The 19046-nt window shown below is 34.2% G+C and carries 9 protein-coding genes; 3 read left to right on the top strand and 6 right to left on the bottom strand.

Translation table 11 applies throughout. The annotated features are described in order from the left end of the window. Positions 1-103: 103 nt before the first annotated feature. Positions 104-3949: a tetratricopeptide repeat protein gene (locus AASI_RS04715; protein ID WP_012473052.1), complete on the bottom strand. Its 3846-nt coding sequence runs from the start codon at positions 3947-3949 to the stop codon at positions 104-106. Positions 3950-4380: 431 nt separating this feature from the next. On the opposite strand from AASI_RS04715, the gene AASI_RS04710 reads away from it, so the two are divergent. Together AASI_RS04710 and trhO are read left to right on the top strand one after the other, a co-directional pair. After that, positions 4381-5025, top strand: a complete 645-nt coding sequence (locus tag AASI_RS04710; protein ID WP_012473051.1) for a DapH/DapD/GlmU-related protein — start codon at positions 4381-4383, stop codon at positions 5023-5025. Between the two features lie 17 nt (positions 5026-5042). Further along, the gene (trhO, locus tag AASI_RS04705; protein ID WP_012473050.1) at positions 5043-5999 is read left to right on the top strand and encodes an oxygen-dependent tRNA uridine(34) hydroxylase TrhO; all 957 of its coding nucleotides are present in this window, start codon (positions 5043-5045) and stop codon (positions 5997-5999) included. 116 nt (positions 6000-6115) lie between these two features. On the opposite strand, the gene AASI_RS04700 is transcribed toward trhO, so the two are convergent. The 3 genes from AASI_RS04700 to AASI_RS08175 all read right to left on the bottom strand — a co-directional run bounded on the left by AASI_RS04700 (position 6116) and on the right by AASI_RS08175 (position 10617). Beyond that, entirely contained in the window at positions 6116-7318 is a 1203-nt protein-coding gene (locus AASI_RS04700) for a serine aminopeptidase domain-containing protein (RefSeq protein WP_012473049.1), read from the bottom strand. Between the two features lie 402 nt (positions 7319-7720). Then, entirely contained in the window at positions 7721-9778 is a 2058-nt protein-coding gene (locus AASI_RS04695; RefSeq protein ID WP_012473048.1) for a MutS-related protein, read from the bottom strand. A 160-nt stretch (positions 9779-9938) separates the two neighbouring features. Beyond that, positions 9939-10617, bottom strand: a protein-coding gene (locus AASI_RS08175) for an IS1 family transposase (RefSeq protein ID WP_148204960.1) whose coding sequence is annotated in 2 segments (ribosomal slippage) — positions 9939-10287 and positions 10286-10617 — 681 coding nt in all. Because the reading frame shifts where the segments join, the coding sequence is not laid out codon by codon here. Between the two features lie 123 nt (positions 10618-10740). On the opposite strand from AASI_RS08175, the gene AASI_RS04680 reads away from it, so the two are divergent. Beyond that, positions 10741-13482: a UvrD-helicase domain-containing protein gene (locus tag AASI_RS04680; protein ID WP_012473045.1), complete on the top strand. Its 2742-nt coding sequence runs from the start codon at positions 10741-10743 to the stop codon at positions 13480-13482. Positions 13483-14392: 910 nt separating this feature from the next. Here the strand turns inward: AASI_RS04680 and AASI_RS04675 are convergent. After that, positions 14393-16645 carry a hypothetical protein gene (locus tag AASI_RS04675; RefSeq protein WP_012473044.1) on the bottom strand — a complete coding sequence of 751 codons (2253 nt, stop codon included), beginning with the start codon at positions 16643-16645 and terminating at the stop codon, positions 14393-14395. A 239-nt stretch (positions 16646-16884) separates the two neighbouring features. Continuing rightward, positions 16885-18807 carry a DNA primase gene (gene dnaG, locus AASI_RS04670; protein ID WP_012473043.1) on the bottom strand — a complete coding sequence of 641 codons (1923 nt, stop codon included), beginning with the start codon at positions 18805-18807 and terminating at the stop codon, positions 16885-16887. Between the last annotated feature and the right edge of the window lie 239 nt (positions 18808-19046).

The following is a 19046-nucleotide window of genomic DNA, read 5'->3' as shown; positions in this document are numbered from 1 at the left end:
TACATCAAATAATAGTGATTTTGGGGAAGTATAATTATTTCTATACGAAAAACCAATGGGTATTGCTCCCGTGGTTTGTTATTTCACAGGAGCTAACAATTACCTAACTACCCTCTTTAACCTGATCTTTTTCCTCTTTATTCTTTAATTCAGCTTCTTTTCTATAATATTCTAATGCTTTACTAGGATCCTTTTCTACTCCCTTTCCATGATCATACATCCAACCTAGTTGAATATTGGCATCTGCATACTCTTGTTTAGCTGCTGCTTTATAGAGTCTAACTGCTGTATCTTCATTCTTGTCTCCTCCCTTACCATCTCTATACATCCCTGCCAGGTTAAACTGTGCCCCTACATGATTTTGATCAGCAGCCATTTCATACCATTTACGTGCTTCAGCATAATCTTTAGTATTCTCGTACATCCTACCTAGTTCAAATTGTGCTTCTCTATGGCCTTGTTTAGCTGCTGCTTTATACCATATAGAGGCTTGAACTTCGTCTTTCCTACGTAAGCCACAACCATTTTGATATATTCTACCTAGGCTATATTGAGCTTTAGCATTCCCTCCCTGAGCAGACACTTGGTACCATTTACGCGCTTTTCCATAATTCTGTTTCACTTCTCCTAACTCAGTTTCGTATACTTGTCCTAGTTCGTAGGCTGCTTCTGCATGGCCTTGTTTAGCTGCTTCTTGGTACAACTTAACTACTTCTTTTAATGAAAAATTCTCGTCTTCTTTTTTCTCTTTTCCCTTTTCTTTCTCACTTTCCCTCCCTTCTACTTTTACTAAATTCTCTCGATACATCTGTGCTAAGCTAAACTGTGCATCTGCATTATTATGATTAGCAGCCCTTCTATAATATTTATGTGCTTCCTTATACTGTTTTTTATCTTCGTAAACCCTACCCAATTCATATTCACCCCCCGGGTGACCTATTTTCGCTGCTTTTTTGAAAAATTTAGCTACTTCTTCTTCATTTTTTTCTACCCCCTCGCCATTTTGGTACAATTTACCTAACTCATATGCCGCTCCTGCATGTCCTCTTTCATCTGCCTGCTGATACAATTCAATTGCTATTTGTAGTTCGCCACTCTCTTTTTCTTTCCCTTTCTCTGTTTCTTTTTCTTCTACTTTTATCAAACTCGTTTGATACATTTGAGCTAAGCTAAACAGTGCTTCAGCATAAGCTTCCTGATCAGCAGCAGGACCTTGCTTCTTAGCCTTTTCATACCATTGACGTGCTTCCTCATAATTTACTGCTGTTCCCACGCCGTCTTTATACCTCCTAGCCACCTCAATCAGTGCTTTTATATCTCCTTGTTCAGCCTTATCTTTAAGTTGTTTCCATTTTTCTTTTAATTGGTCGAATTCATCTTTTCTTTCCTTTAAATAATGTATTGCATCTGCTACAGCATCTACTCGATCATCATGTTGAGGGTTTCCCCCATCAAAATATTTTTTAGATTTTTTTTTATTTTCTACCACTGACATTAATTGGTAGAAAAATTTATAATTCAAATCTTTTGTTAATTTTGAGTCAAAATCCTTTTGAAGTGTCCTCTTGTTAATAATAAGTCTATGTTCGTTCAATAGAGGTTGGAGCCTAACTATAATTCGTTTTTCTTTATTGTGCTTTTGGTGATCTGAAATAATCTCTAAATCCCCTTCTCCTTGTTTTTTCAACTCTTTTTTCAACAGTTTCCCAAAAGATTTATCATTATTATTTTCAATGATTACAGTATTAACCTTATTTTCGCGAGCAATTGATATTAATGCTCTTAAGACTTTAGTGCTATTACCTATCCTATCTTTCGAATCTTTAGGATGATAACCTCCAGCTAATCCACCTACATCTATAATAAAATAATAGTCTCCACTACGCTTAGCCACACAATAAGCTGTTTCATCAGGACCATCTCCAGAAGGATCAATAGTCATGACTACATCTTCATACTCCTGGGAATTTGGAAGCACAAACAGAGGTCCAAATATACCACTTGCATTAGGAGAAATGGTAGGATCTCCGCCCCATTCAATATGCATAGGCATTTTGGAAGGATCAAGGTCCATAACAATTAAATCAGATACCCTCATAAGACCCCGCCATGTGGGTTCAGTACCTGAATTTCTTTTGATTTTTCTATCCTGTATTGTTCTTTCGTATTTCTTATATCTGTCTTCTGCTTCCTTTTTAAATTCTTCAAAATCTTTTAAAGCAAACGCTGAACCAATAGTAGCATTTACAGCCTGCTCATACCAACCCATTACTTGATCATCAGGGTTACTATAGAGACCACTATCCCTTAAACCTATAAGTGCTTGCTGAACTCTTTTCGCTTCTTCACTACTTTTACCAGCCTTAATAGTATAATTGTTAATAATTTTCTTTATGCTTTGGCTATTTCTAAATCTTTGAAAAGAATTAGTATCTTTTAATTCCCTAAGTATGCGTGGTGCTTCTTGATGACCATTAAGGACAGCTTTTATATACCACCTAATAGCTTCCTTTAAAATTCGGCCTATTTCATCTGGATCTTTTTCTTCTTCTAGTGCCACATAATACCGACCTAATTGATACTGAGCCCATTCATATTGGGCCACTTTATCTTTCTTCTGAGCCTGGTCGAAAATTGAGTCTCTTTCTGATAGATTTTTGTCTAAATACTGTACAATTCTTAACCTTTCTTCTTGCTCCTTATTAACTTCAAATTTTATTTTTTCTGAATCAGAACGTGTTACTCTAGCTTTTTTAGTACCTTCTTCCTTGCTTGCTTCCGCAGGCGAATACTCATCCTCTCCTTCAGCTTCCTTTTTTAATCCCTTTTGTAGAGATTTTTGTTTACGTTTTTTCCCTTTTTCTGTACTTCCTTTTCCACTTACCTTCTTCCTTTTTTCTTCCTTTTCTTCTTCACTTTCTTCCTCTAGCTTATCTCTTCTCTTTTTGGTTTTTAATTCTTTTTTCTCTTGGGTTGATTCTTTTTTCCTTTTCCTATTTTCCACATCACTTTTCTGTCTTTTACCTAATGCTTCTTGCTTCGATTGTGTTGATTTTTTCTTTTTTTCTTTAGTCTCCTTACTTCCTACTTTATCTGCTTGTTTCTTAGGCTCTTGTTGCTTTTCGCCTTTCTTTCTGCCTCCTCCTGACAAACCGCCTATATATACATAGCCCTCCTGTCCTTTAGAAATATTGGGCAAAACAATTTGTATAAGGCTTGTCATAGCTTGGGCAGACCTATCTAGATTAAGTAATCTTTCTATGTTTTGCGCTAAATTTTCATCTTCGCCTAAATAAGCTGGCAAATCAAATTCTCCTTTAAAATTTCCTACCTCTTCTACTACATTAGCTTTCCATACTCCTGCTTCTTTGTAAAACTTAACTATATATCCCTGCCTAGTTCTAAAAGCTTTACTTAACAGCTGAGCTTCTTTTTCTTGTAGGATTTGCTCTTTGGCTTCTCTTTGATCTTTAGCTGTCTGGCTTGTAATTTGTAAGTTTCTATTTTGTTTCAAAGAGTTTTTCACCTGAACACTCTGTTGTTTTTCAGCAGGAGGGTTTACCGGAGTTGCTCTATTATCAACACTACTCCCAACCATAGGCGTGGACAAATAACTAGGCAATGTTGTAAACGAGGGAACTTCGTTTTGATTAATAGGTGCTATTTGCTCCTCTCGTATCTTATCAAGGGATAAATCTTTGGAACTAGAAGGAATGCTAAGCTCATTTTCTAAGGATAAATACGCATCTTGTGAATTTTTTGATAATGGAGAGGAAAGTTGTATAGCTGATTTAGCGTTAGTATCTTTTGGAGTTTTCGAACTGGGAATAACAGGATTATAGGATTCAAAACAACTTTGTAAAGGTAACCCTACAGCTAAAAACACCAGTATTCCTAGAACTAAAATATGGGCGCTCAGCCACTTACCTAATCGACGTTTATATTTCATGAATTTAATTAAATAGGATTAAGAATTTTAAACTTCTGAAGAATGGTTATATATAAAATAACCTACAAATAGCAGCAAATACACAAACATATATGTATGCGTTATGGGGCAAGAAGAAGAGAAATAAAACTAGGGATTTATGCTAACCCTTACCACCTTGTAACAATTTTTCAACAATTAGAAAGAGGACAATTTTTTACAATTAATTAAGTTTTCAAAAATTAGACTTAATCTCACAAAAATCACTGAAAGACCTAAAATTACTTTGTAGTACTAGCTTACATTTAACTGTTAATTAATACAAGCTAAGTTGATAACAAGATTTTCATGAAATTGACTAGATTTTACCCATATAACTGCTACAGCAAATGTATATTTGAAGTATTTTTACTATAATTTATACATTGTTTCGATAGTTTTATAAAATACTCATGAAAGATCCTGTGATTATAGTAGGTACAACTGCCTTAGCACACCAGGCATTAGAAATTCTTCTCCAGAATGATATTGTTGTTTATGGTTTTTTAGCAGAAAAACAATTAGATAAACTTACTGAAATTAACCATATACCTATTCTAGGGAATATAGAAGAGGATGCTTCTTACTTAGAAAAAATAGATAAAAAGCTTGCAGTTTTTATAGCTATAGAACAATCTACCAGCCGCCAACAGCACATTAAAAAACTTAGCAACCAACATCAAATTAGTTTTATTAATTTAGTACATCCATTAGCGAACCTCGGTTTTAATACTCAGCTAGGGATAGGAAATTTAATTGATGCGGGGACTAACATTAGCGCTAATAGCCAATTAGGTAACCACTGCCTTGTACACAAACAAGTGATTATTGAATATGGGGCAACTATTCAAAATTTTGTGCAAATAGGTAGCGGTAGTATTATTGGCGAACAAGTTACCATTGAAGATAATGTTTTTATTGGAGCAGGTGCAGCCATTGTAGCAGGAGTTCATATTGGCAAGGGTGCTAGAATAGGCGCTGGCTCAGTGGTTTTAGAATCTGTAAAAGAAAAAGAAGTAATGCTAGGCAACCCAGCTAAACCATTTAAAATAAGTTAATATAAGGTCAACTATTTATGTCAGAAAAACCATATCATATACTTCTCTACTATTGTTATACAACTATTGAAAATCCGGAAGTATTCCGAGAAGAGCATCATCGTTTTTGTGCAGATTTAGGTTTACTAGGCAGAATTATCATAGCTAAAGAAGGGCTTAATGGTACAGTATCGGGATTACAGGTGGCATGTGACGAGTATATGCAGCACTTGAAAGCTGATCCTAGATTTGAAGCCATCCAATTTAAAATCGATGAGCACCCACACCATGCCTTTCAGAAATTACATGTGAGGGTTAAATCAGAAATTGTTCATGCAGATTTACATCATATTAACCCTAAGCAAGGAAGTGGGCAATACATAACTCCCCATGAGCTAGAACAAATAAAAGATGAAGAAGATGTAGTATTGCTAGATGTACGTTCTAATTACGAGCATAAAATTGGCAAGTTTAAAAATGCAGTAACCTTGGATATCAACCATTTTAGGGAATTTAAGTATCAAATATCCAATTTGTCGGCTTATAAAGATAAAAAAGTAGTTACTTATTGTACAGGAGGCATCAAGTGTGAAAAAGCAAGTGCTTACCTATTGGAGCAAGGTTTTAAAAACGTTTATCAGTTACATGGTGGCATTATTCAGTATGCTAATGAGACAGAAGGAGAGGCTTTTGAAGGTAAATGCTATGTATTTGACAATAGGTTAGTAAAGGATATTAATAAAAAAGAACCCATTGTAATTGGAACTTGCCACATATGTGGCGCCAACTGTGACCGTATGGTCAACTGTGCTAATCCCTTATGTAATGTGCACGTGCCTATCTGTACTAATTGTGGTGAAACCATGGAAGGTGCTTGTTCTAAGGATTGCAAACAACACCCAGATAAGCGATCTTATAATGGTACAGGATATTATACTACGAAATTAAACGGATACAATCCTTATAAAGGTCTTCGAAAAAAGGAAACTAATTGATAATTACGTTTAATCAACACTGTTTAAAATTTTTCACAAGTAGCTTTAAATAAAAAACACTTTCCCAGCTTCTATGCAGAGAAAGTGTTTCCTTCATTAGGCATTTATAAAAATGCTTATTTTTTGTTCTCAAAAGCTTGATTAACAAATCTTACTATATCATTATAGACTTCATTATGATACTGCATACCATAAAAGTGGTGATATCCTTGTTTAGGATTACGCATAACGCTTGGACTTACTGAAATATGTTCAGCATATTGACTGTAGTATGGAAGAAAAGAGTCATTCCTTTTATCACCAATAATTCTTCCAAATGTATCTTCAAGAGAGCTAAGCGCACCATTTATCAGTAGCTTCAAGGGTTCTTCCATCTTATCCTTTTCCTTTTGCAATTCCTTTAGCTGTTCTCTTACTTTACTCAACTCTTGCCCAAATCTTTTATCTTGAGAAGCAAAACCAAGTAATGCATCGATGTTTGTTAATATATCTGCATAACCTGCCAACACCAACACAGGTATTTGTATAGATGTCAAAGTTGCTCGAATGTTGTTTAATAAGGAACTATTTGCTGTTAGATCATCTATCAAAGGTTGCTGTATCCCTCCTGTAAGCATTTCTTTCAATGGTAAAGAGTCTATTTGGCTAGGATTTAAAGTTAGCCCTCCTAGGAATAACGATGCGGATGTCAATAAACCTCTAACTGTTTTTTTAAACTCATTAACAACATCAATATCTACATTTACACCTGGTGCTCCTTCTAACGGAGAGTGGTTAGTAACAATACCTACTATATTCAGATCATCTTTGTATTGACGATATAACTCTAATGCGACTAAACCACCATGGCTATCACCTATTAGACAAATAGGGCTGCCAATCATATCCTTTTTTTTCAATTCTTCTTTTAGCGTAGCATAAGCTTCTTCTGCCTGTTGTGTAGTAGAAACAGTGGTAGAATTAGGCCGTTTTAAAATCATTACTCTAACATCTTTAATATCATTTTTCAATTTCTTACCTAATGCTGAAATTCCTGTATCTTCAGGAACTCCAAGCCCATGGAACAAAACAATTGTTTTTTGAAGATTAGAAGGAGTAGGTGTGGGTTTAGTATTTGTTTTCTTACTACTTTCCTTTTCAGTATTTCCAGCTGTACCTTTCTTTCCTGTTGTACCTTTTGCTGTTGAATTACTACCTTTACCTCTGGGTAATTTGGGAGCTGATTTACATCCATCACTGCATGCTGTAAAAACAAACAGTGAGAATATTGTTATCAAAAAAGAGGATTTTAGACTAAGTATAAATTTTTTATCTATCATAATTATTACTTTGTAATTTTTTCTTTACAAAATAGGAATTCTATAAGTACACAAAAATGTAAACATAAGTTATGTTACCGTATTTTAACCTGCTTAGCGTCTACTTTTTCAATAACCTATTCTTACCACATTTTGTATGCGTTCATCTATAATCTACTAAATAGTTAAATATTTGATAAATTTTATCTATAAAAAGAGGATAAATTTTATATAATCCACGCATCATCGATATTTTTCATCAAGTAACTCGTTTTAACCTAATTTCTACTATATCATATATTAGTTCTTTAATACTTGCTCACATATATTTTATAATTACTTATTAATAATTTATACTATTATATAACGTTTTATCAGTATTCACTTTTTTACAATACAGTAACTATATTATATTATTTCAGCTTAAAAACTAGCCTGATAATGCTCTGGATGGGATAGTATGTCCTTTGCTTCTTCTAACATCTTTATATCATAACCTTGCTCTTTTAAAATATCTAAAGCAATTGTTTGGTTAGATTTTCCTGGTGCTACTTTGTAAGTATAAATTAGTTGGCCAGTCTCTTTCTGTACACCTACAAAAACCTTATAGTTAGCAAAGCCACTATGTGGGGCCCGCTCTGGTAGCAACGTTAATTTGGGGAAATGAGTAGCTACAATACTTAAATTATTAGTATACTTTGAAAGATAATGAACAATACTGTAAGCAGCGGCCTCACCTTCTAGAGGATTAGTACCACTAAATATTTCGTCCATAACACTAAAGCTGAATTCACCTTCCTGCAAGCCCATGATAGTATCAAGTTGTTGCTGAGCACGCTGTACCTCTGCCATAAAAAGCGATTTACCTTCAGCAATATCACCCGAAACATCTAAGTAAGTGTTAATTTTATTAAATGGTGTAATGGTAGCCGAGCTTGCAGGAGCAATTCCTAATGTCTGGCTTAGCAATAAGCTTATGGCCATACCACTTATGAACACTGACTTTCCACCAGCATTAGGGCCCGTTAAAATCATATTGCGCACTTCACGCTCACTACTCATTGTAATGGTATTAGTAATAGCCTTCTTTACATCTAAAAAAGGACTCCACATATCAACAAGCGATATGTATGGCTTAGACTCTTCGCTACGGTCAAGAAATCGAGTAAAAGTATAAGTAGTTTTTCTCTGGGTACTCTGTGTTTCTTTTAGCAACTGAGCTATAGATAAAAAAGTATCGAGCCTACCAAAGTCATATAATGCATCTGTAAACTTATTTTTGTGCTTTACAAACAACTTGTAAGTTTGTAATAGCTTACCATTGTTATTAAAAAATACAGACCATTTTTTTAGTGGCAAGCTACAAAGACGATCAATAAGCCTTCCCATTTCCGTAGTATTAGGTTGAGCAAGTAGCTTTCTTATGTTTATTAAATATTTTCCATATAGGTTTTCTAATTCCGGACAACCAGCTACAATAGTATTTACTTCTTTAGCTAACAATACCCATTGCTGTATATCAGCTAGCCGGGCGGCTAAGTATTTTAAAGGCGTTGACCAACTATCATAGTGCTTTTTAATACTAAGTATTTCTATAGGGATAGTAGCTAAAGGATACCAAGCTAATATTCTAATCCACATAGGATGATCTTTAGAAATTATCCTTTTAAATGTAGCCCGATCTGTTAATACTTTAAATAGATAATAACTTTGAAAGCTAATGGAAGTACCATGTAAAGCTAGTACTGAATCAAAATAAAGCCTTTTACGTAGCTCTAATGCACGGCTTGCCTTATTATATCTGCTACTGTTAGGAAGGTTAAAGTATAAAGTGTTTTGAATAAAGCTTTTATAAAAACGATTAAAAAGGGGGTCATGGTTAGACCAAAATGATAACAAGTTTTCTTCTATATAAGTATAATCTTGGTAAACTTTTATAAGTTGATTAAAAGTGAAGTCTTCTTTTAAAAGAAATTGTATGATACTTTGTCTAGTACGCAACTCTTGTATACTACTTGTAGGCGTTGCTATAAATATGGCCAGTACTCCTTTACCTAACCAACTTATTGTTCTATCAATCTGATGAAGCAGATTACATTTAGGATTAGAATTAGTACCATAAAATAATTTTAGGTCATGCCAAGCATAATTATTTAAGATGGGTTCTTGTTGAGCTTGTAAACTATTAATAGCTGGGCTTTTGGCAAATATCTGCTCAAATATAATAGCTGCCTTTTCTTGTTTACTTAAAGACGGCAACTTTGCCTCCCAAATTTGTTGTCGCTTTTTTTTATTAATGGATACCTGCTTAGACTCCTGTTTATGGCTTGAAAGAGATGGTATATAATAAGAAGCTATGGCGTAAGGCAACTCTTTTTCATAAATTTTTTCTTTAGCTAGGAGATTACAGAAACATCCTAGTATAAAACTTATAGTTAAGCTACTAATCTGTATTATTTTACGCCCTATATTTCTCTCCACTGTAACCTAATTTTATAGTTCTTTGATACAATCAATCACTTGTAAATATAAATAGAAAAGTATTAAATCATAGAGTTGTAAACATATTACTATAAGCAAGACCAAGCTATTCTTTTAGGAGATTATACAATAATTCTCTCTATATGTTTATTTGGTATTGTTAAAACAAGATAGATAACTGATTATTTAGTTTAGCCATAAGCAGGTTAAGCGATTTTCCAATCATATGTACCTGCTTGCTATAACACTTACCTTTACGCTTAAATCTAGCTAAATAGTGTCTGATCAAACTATTATATCCTTCCACAGTATATGTCTCTGATTTGCTTTGTAAGTGTTTGTCTTTTGGAATAAACTGCTGGTAGCTTTTCCAGTAGTCACTATAATATAGCTTGCCTATACCTTTGACCTGTTCCCATAGCTTTAGTCCTGTTTTTGTTGAACGGTCTCCACACACGTAAGAGAGAAAGCGTTTACTGAGTCTATCGACAGCTATCCATATCCAACAGGGCTTTTTTTGAGCCTACATAAGTATGTATCTCATCCATCTCGACTATCTCTACTTCACCTTGGCTTTCTGGTAAACTTACTTGATCTCCACATGCTTTTACCCATTGATAAACTGTGCCATAGCTTATCTCAAGTATACGTCCAATAGCTCGAAAGCCTAAACCTTCCAGGTATAATTGTAAGGCTTTGCGCTTAATGGATAGCGGTTTGATATTTGATTTATGGTTAAGTGTGTAGCGGAAACGGCAACTTTTACACTGATAACGCTGTTTGCTTCTAACGATCCCATCTTTACAGCTTTGAGCATTATTACATCGAGGACAATTCATATTTTTTTCTCTAATTTAATAACTCTATCTTGTTTTAACAATACCGTAATTAGTAATATTAATCTATATTGGCTTATTTTAGGATGAATTATACAATAAGTACAGCCCCTAACTCCTAATAGAATGTCGAAGCTATATATATATAGATCTGCTGCTGGTTCTGGAAAGACGTATGTATTAGTGAAGGCTTATTTACAATTAGCGTTGAGAGCTCCCTTATACTTCCAAAGAATTCTAGCAGTAACTTTTACCAATCGTGCTACGCAGGAGATGAAGCAACGTATTCTTAACAGCTTGCATGACATAGCACAAGGTAAGGAAAGCCTTCTTACTCAAGAATTAAACCAAGCAAATGGATGGGATAGCAAAGAATTACAAAAACGTGCCCAAGCGGTACTCTCTAAGGTCTTACATAATTATGACCATTTTAGCGTAGGCACTATTGATAGTTTTTTACAAAGTATTGTTCGGAACTTCTCAAAGGAGCTTGGCATCCAACATGGATTTACCATAGAGATGGACCAAGAAACTATACTGAACTATATAATAGACGATGTAATTAATACAGCTAACCAAGACAAACAGCTACATCAATGGCTAGTTAATTTTGCTGAAAATAAACTCTTGGCTGGCAAATCCTGGCATTTTAAACAAGCACTTAAACAGCTAGGATATGAACTTTTTACAGAAAATTTTGGGCAGCAAGAAAGATTACTGATAGAAGCTATCAACAACAAACATAAGCTAGCTACATTTTTAGCAGAACTTGAAACAGGTAGGCTTGAATTTGAAAATAGTTTGCAGAAGCTTGGCAAAGAAGCTATGCAGCAAATAGAAGTTAGTGGGTTAGAAATATCAGACTTTTCTTATGGGCAACGTGGAATAGCAGGCTACTTAATGGGAGTATCTGAAAAAAAGGGCTTTACTCCTACCCAACGAGCTCTCACTGCTTTAGAATCTATAGAAGCTTGGTACAGTAAAACTAATTCTAAAAAGCTATCAATTGTATCCTTAGTACAAAATAGTTTACAAGACATTCTAAAAGAAATTATAACATACTACCAAGCAGGACATCATATTTATCATACAACACTTGCTGTACAACAGTTTATATATGCATTTGGTATTATTACACACCTATTAGCAAGTTTACGGAATCTGAGGGCTGAGAAGAATATAATGCTTATTTCAGATGCAGCTAACTTGCTACGACAGGTTATTGCTGAGAACGACACACCTTTTATATACGAAAAGGTAGGCTCTTTTTATAACCATTTCTTAATAGACGAATTTCAAGATATTTCAGATTTCCAATGGCAAAATCTAAAACCATTAATTAGCAATGGATTGGCTACAGGACATATGAGTTTATTGGTAGGCGATGCAAAGCAATCTATCTACCGATGGCGTGGAAGTAAGTGGCAGCTTTTATCGAATAAATTAGAAAAAGAATTTACAGCTACTAAAAGTTTAGTACTAGAGCACAACTGGCGTAGCAAACCCAGTATTGTACACTTTAACAATACCTTTTTTACGCAAGCGAGCAAAAATTTAGCAAGTCATCTACAACAAGAAATTAATCAATTAGAAGACAACAGCACTTTAAAACAACAGTTAAATGAGCAGCTTCAAGAGATAGCAAATGTTTATGCGCATGCTTACCAACATATACCAGCACCTGTGCAGTCAAGCCAAGATCAAGGTTATGTAGAAGCCAACTTTTTGTGTGAGGCAGATTTACAAGAAGAAAAATCTAGCTGGAAAGAACAAATCAAGCAACGTTTACCAGCCTTGTTAGAAGAATTACAAAAAGACGGCTTTAGATTGCAAGATATAGCTTTGCTAGTAAGAAGTCATGCAGAAGGACGTGAAATATCTCAAAGTTTACTCAGTTACCAGCACTCAGAACATGCAAAACCAGGGTACAAGTACTCAGCGGTTTCTGCTGAATCTCTTTATTTAGGGAAAAGCCCTTGGATAAATATAATAATTAGTGCGCTTAAATACTTAGAAGATGAGATAGATATACTAGCTAAAACAGAGCTCGTTTATTTATACCAAATATATGTTTGTAAAAAAGAACAAGGTATTTCTCATGAGCTTTTTCAGCAAAACCGTGTGGAAAATGACCATAATTTACTTCCTACCGAGTTTATATCAGAATTTTATTGTTTAACTAAGCTTCCATTATATGAACGCATAGTAAAATTAGTAAGTATTTTTCAGCTTAATACAACAGCAAGCAAACCTTTTATATATACTTTTCAAGATATTGTATTAACATATTTACAGCAAAATCCGGCAGAGCATTATAATTTTTTAAAATGGTGGGAAGAGAAAGGAAACAAGCATGCACTACCTCATATGGAAGGGGAAGAAGCCATACCTATTATGACCATTCACCAAGCAAAAGGATTGCAGTTCAAAGTAGTTATCGTTCCATTTTGTGCATGGAATCTTGACCATAATACTTATAAGCCACCTATCATTTGGTGTTCAACAGATAAAGCGCCTTTTTCAACTTTTCCCAGTTTGCCGCTTAGATACCATAAGGGATTACAAGAAACAGTATATGCACAAGCATATTATGAAGAACGTATGCAAGTATATTTAGATCATTTCAATTTGCTCTATGTAACGCTTACCAGGGCAGAAGAGCGATTGTATATATTTTCACAGCAACCTGGGAAGAATAAATTAGATACTACTGCTGACTTACTATACCGAACTATAAGTAGGCCACCCTTAAAATTTAATGATAACGAGGATAGCAACAAATATTTCTTGAAATGGGAACATTATTGGCAAAATGACAACCAAAAGTTAGTAATAGGAAACCCTATAGCTAGCAACCAGCAGCAGTAATATTGGAATGTAAAAAGAAGTGGTATAATCAATTCCTTATTTATAGTACTGTACCCGCTCAGGGGTCTACACTACCTTAGAATTGGTAGAAAACCCCTATTTCATTTACCAACCAACCGGCAAAGTATACCTTATAGTTGGTAGCTAATACGCTTTAGGAACACGAGTACCGTTTTCTTACCCAAAATAGAGACTTTATTTTGGGCAGACCAATGAACGAGTACATAGTACTTTTAACCTAATGGAGTTTTTCTGTTTACACAAGATATAATACATATAGATTTGCTGCACATCAGTTTATTCAGTTACTCCTTAAGCACAATAATTATTATACATACTTATCACTAACAAGCATGTTTAAATATTATACTTTATAATTACATAACAATCCTTTATATCACAATCTTGATACTATATAACAAGAATCACTTTTACTACTAGTTACTTTGGTTACTAAGGCGTCTTTTACAAAACTGAGCAAGCTAACAACCCTCTTATAGAGTATGGGTAAAGAGCTTATTTGTGTTTTTCTAATAGACCCGCTGCGAAACAGAAGATCGATAAAAACATTAGATTTTTGAGAGTTAAATTTATTATTTATAAAAATTCAACCTGCGTTTTTTATACTTTAAACGTCTATTCTTATTTTTTATATTTTCTGAATTGTGCAAAATGCTCCTCTGTTTTTTTACGGCAGTTGTTTCGCAGCGGGTCTAATAACTATAAGATAGTATATATGCTCTTTTATTTTACCACATCCATACATCCAATAGCCTTACCATTAATTGAATAAAATTAATGGCATTGTTAAACGAAGATAGTTTTGTTATGAAAAAGTACCACTTTCAAGTTGCTTAATATAAACTAATTTTAGTCCTGCACCTATCCCAAATTAACAATGCCAAATTAATTAATAGAAAACATTAGGTTGGTAGTGTTTTAGTTTATCCTTGAGCTCTTTCAATATGCTACTAGTTGACTCGCCATTTATACTAGATGGGATGTTATTTTCAGATATTAATTCTGTCATTAATGCAAGCTGCCAAGCTTTTATTGCTGCTTGTAATGCAGCTTTAACAGCTTGATTAGCCGTGTTATTGTCTTTTAAACTGGTGCTAACATGCCATGCAGCATCTGCGGCATTATTAGCCGCATTCCGAGCATACTCAGCATCTTGAAGTATATAATTAAAATGAGTTTCCTTTTTAGCTGTAATAAGCATAGCCTCTGCTGTATATTGGTACGCTTGTGCGACACACTCATAAGCATAGCTTGAATTTTCTTGTAAATCAACGGCAATACTCGTAAGTTTATCAGCAAGGTGCCTGGCTCTTTCGGCCCCATTATTAAAAGCATCATTAGGTTCTATTCTAGATACTGCTTCATTTTTAAAGTATTTACCTAATTCCACCATACCTCTTATAGATTTCTCTACGTTTTTTTGAAGGGTATCTTTAACATTTTTTCCTATAGCTTTATCCATATCTATATTAATAGCCTTAGCAAGCGCTAGAACGTAATAGCTAAGCGATTCCATATCTATAATATCCTCATAAATTTCGCTTAAGTTTTTATGTAAGGACTGTTCAAGCTCAACTGTTTTTGCTCTTTGTAAAATACGCTGAACCTCTTCAGCAAGTTTCCCTATATGTTTTTCATATTTCTTGATTGATTCTAACACAAATGCATCAATATCAGCAATAAGCTGATTAACAACTACGATAGCCCTATTTGTAAACAACTTAGACAGCTTACCTTGTTCTATCTTCTTTTGCAGCTTACCCTTTATCTCCTGAACTTGCTTTCTGATATCTATAATAGATCTTAGCATTGAAAGAGAAGTATTATATTCCTCAGCTTCCAAATTATTTTCTATACTTCCTTTTTGTTGATTAAATTGTATTTTAGACCTATCCAATTTATTGAGCCATTGTTCCACCTCATCTACATTCAATTTTTCTCTATTTATCCAATGTAATTTGTGCTTGCATATTATATCTCCTTTCTCATCTAATAGTTCCAATATAAGACTAGCATCATATACTTCATTAGGATTATCTATTTGCTGTAAGCCAACATTTACCTCTTCAGATACTGTTAGTTGAGGTTGGTCGATAATAGTCTGTAAATTAGTACTAATTGCCTCCCCACTTAGTGTAGCTCCTAAGCGAAACTTCACTCCCATATCATTGGTAAGTTTAACTTGTATCTTTTCCGTATCTACGACTTCATCTTGGTTAGTGAACTTTAAATTAAGTACATCTTGATCGACAAGAATATCTTGATCTGATGATATATCAATACTAATTCCATTTTGCTCCCACACCACTGAACGTTTTGCTAATAACGTAGTACCCTGTTTCACGCTGAACGTGATAACGGCACTCTGCTGCCCATTAGCATTAGCATTATCAAGTTCTAAATACATAGGGTCTGTTACTCTGTTTTGCTCATCCTCTGTAGACAACAATTCTGATAATAAAGCATGATCGCTACTCTTACTACCATCAACCTTTACTAACCTAAAAGTAGCTGCATTGTTACTCTTGATCTCTAAAGTAATCTTAGTCGGATCTATTGCAGCGAATGTATCTGCTAGCATAAATCTAGATTGATTATTTCCCACAAATTTATTTAAACCATATACTAATAACTTATCTTCTTCCCAGGTTACAGGACATTCCTTGATTAGAGCACCTAATTTATCCAAAAGTTTAACTTGAATATTCGCTTGGATAACATCTGCATTGGGCACAATGGAAAAAGTTATGTTAGTAGGAGAATTGTTTGACGCTAATTCTGTAAAACGCACAAGCGATGTTAATTTTTCGTTAATAGAAGTTGAAGTTTCTGCGCTGGCTACATTATTTTTATAGGTTGTAAATTCAAATTCGCCTGTGCCGCTTGTATAATACACTTGTAATATAAAGCCTTCTAATAAGGCTGGTTTCGTATTATCATCTAATGAAACAACAGCTATTATAGTTTTTTGGTCACCTATCAAATACGCATCTTGTACTTCTATGACTAAACTACCAGACAATCCATGCTCATCTCCTTTATTCGGATTATTGGGACTACAGTCGCATGAAGTAGTATTAAACAGCACTATTAGAATTCCAATAATTATGCTTTTTGAAGTAGAAATAAAATATGTATACATGATTCTCAAGTTTTTGAGTATAATAATTGTATAGATGATGGTAAAATAGATAAAAGATCTTGACTTAAATTATTTTTTATAAAAATAAACAAAACTGTTATTCTTTAAATAAGGCAACTTCCTATATAAACTCTCATTCTATAACTTATTGACTATCAAATAGTTATATTTACTATATACAAGCCAACGCTCAACCCTTCTTCTAATAAATATTTGATCAGTAAACCACAGTGCATATGTTATCCTATAATTACCATACCAAGTTGTTGAGCAATAGCAGTCTCTGATTGTTTAAGAGTTGCATACACTTGCAATAATTTATCTTCCTCTTCAGGCTCATGCACGGTATTCTTAAGCAGTTTATTGTTCTCTTCAATTAGCTGGTGAATAAGACGAAGCTTAAGCCTAAGTATATTCTTATAAGCATTTCTATAAAGGTTGTCTTCTTCTTTAGAAATATTTATTTGGTATTTCTCCTGCCACTTATCACTCACTTCATAAGGTGATGCGGTTAAATCAATAGCTGTCTTTTGTATACGTTCGTCGGTATGTTGTACAAAAAAATTGATATCTATTACTTGCTCTTGTAAAGCCAATTCTTCATAAGTACTTAATATATGTTTGTAAACAGGATGTTGAAAAGGAACATCAGCCAATTCTTGTAGTAGATAAGTGCTAAGTGGATTACCATCCTCTAAAATAATAGATCCATAATTAAGTAGTAATCGAATACTTTCTTGTTCGTATGCTTCTATGGTAGCTGCCCAATTAAGAGGTATTAACTCACCTCTTTTTGCAGTAAGTTGTAGCTCATTAACAGGGTTATGTACTAGCTTGTGAGGCCTATGGTGTTCTTTTTCTTTTCTGACCAATATTTTGTTATGTTCACCCAGCAACACCCCTTCATTGATATCTAGTAACCTACTGCATTGTTGTAAAAATAAGGTTCTATTTACGGCATCAGGTATTAATGCAATACTTTGCAAAATTTCTTTAATGGCTTCTGCTTTTTGAGTAGGGTCATCTCCTATTCCTTCCATTAGTAGCTTTGCTTTGAACGTAATAAAATCTTGCTCGTGCTCTTGTAAGTAAGTTTGGAAGGCAAGACTATCTAGCTTTTTAGAATAGCTGTCGGGATCTTCACCTGGAGGCAGTAAGATAACTTTTACATGTAAGCCTTTTTCTAGTATTTTATCAACCCCTCGTAGGGCTGCCTTTATACCAGCTGTATCGCCATCAAATAAAACGGTAATATGTTTTGTAAATCGACTAACAAGCTGAATTTGTGAATCAGTGAGTGCTGTTCCAGAAGAAGCCACTACGTTCTCTATGCCTGCCATGTGTAAGGAGATGACATCGGTATACCCTTCTACTAAAAAACACTTATCAACTTGTTTTATCTTTTGCTTGGCCTGGTAAATACCATATAGCACATCGCTTTTATGATAAATGGGCGTTTCGGGCGAATTAACATATTTAGGTTGATTATCTGCAGGTTTCAGAATTCTAGCTGCAAACGCAATAACTTTACCAGAAAGGTTATGAATAGGAAAGATAACCCTCCCTCTAAAACGATCATACAACTTTTCTTGGTTGTGAACAATAAGGCCTGCTTTTTCTAACAGCCCATCCGTATAACCTTGCTTAAGTGCATATTCGTGAAATCCTTGCCAGCTATCAAGGCTATATCCTAATTCAAATTGTTTAATAAAATCATCTGTAATACCCCTTTCTTTTAAATAAGCATGTCCAATACGCTGACCTTCTGAATGTTCCCATAAGTTTTGTATATAATAGTTGTTTGCTAGCTTCATTAAAATATATAAGCTATCCCTTTCATGTTGGGCTGCTATATCTTTATGCCCTTCCTCTGTCTCTTGAATAGGTATACTGTATTTAGTTGCTAAATACTTGACCGCCTCTATAAAGCTAATGCCTTCTATAGCCTTTATAAAAGCAATAGAATCGCCAGCAGCATCACAACCAAAACATTTATAAAAACCTTTGCTAGGAGATACGGAAAAAGAAGGTGTCCTTTCATGATGAAATGGGCAGCAAGCCCACAAGTTTTGACCTCTTTTTTTCAGTGTAACAAAGTCACCAACAACTTCTTCTATAAGTGCTGCTTGTTGTACGGCTTGTATGGTTTCTTGGTTGAGCATGAGTAGATTAAATTAGACCTACTGCGAAACAACTGTTATAAAAAAGCAAAGGTGCATTTTGCATAATTGAGAAAATACAAGAAATGAAAATATGCATTTAAAGCATGTGAAACGCAGGTTAAATTTTTACAAATAGTGAATTTAACTCTCAAAAATTAAACTTTTATATAGATTCTCTGTTTCGCAGTAGGTCTATTGATTTGCGTACAATTACGTTCTAAAGAATAAATACCTCTCAA

The organism is Candidatus Amoebophilus asiaticus 5a2 (assembly GCF_000020565.1).
Classification (GTDB): domain Bacteria; phylum Bacteroidota; class Bacteroidia; order Cytophagales; family Amoebophilaceae; genus Amoebophilus; species Amoebophilus asiaticus.
The sequence above is the reverse complement of the archived record's forward strand: the minus strand, read 5'-3'. Positions and strand labels throughout refer to the sequence as shown.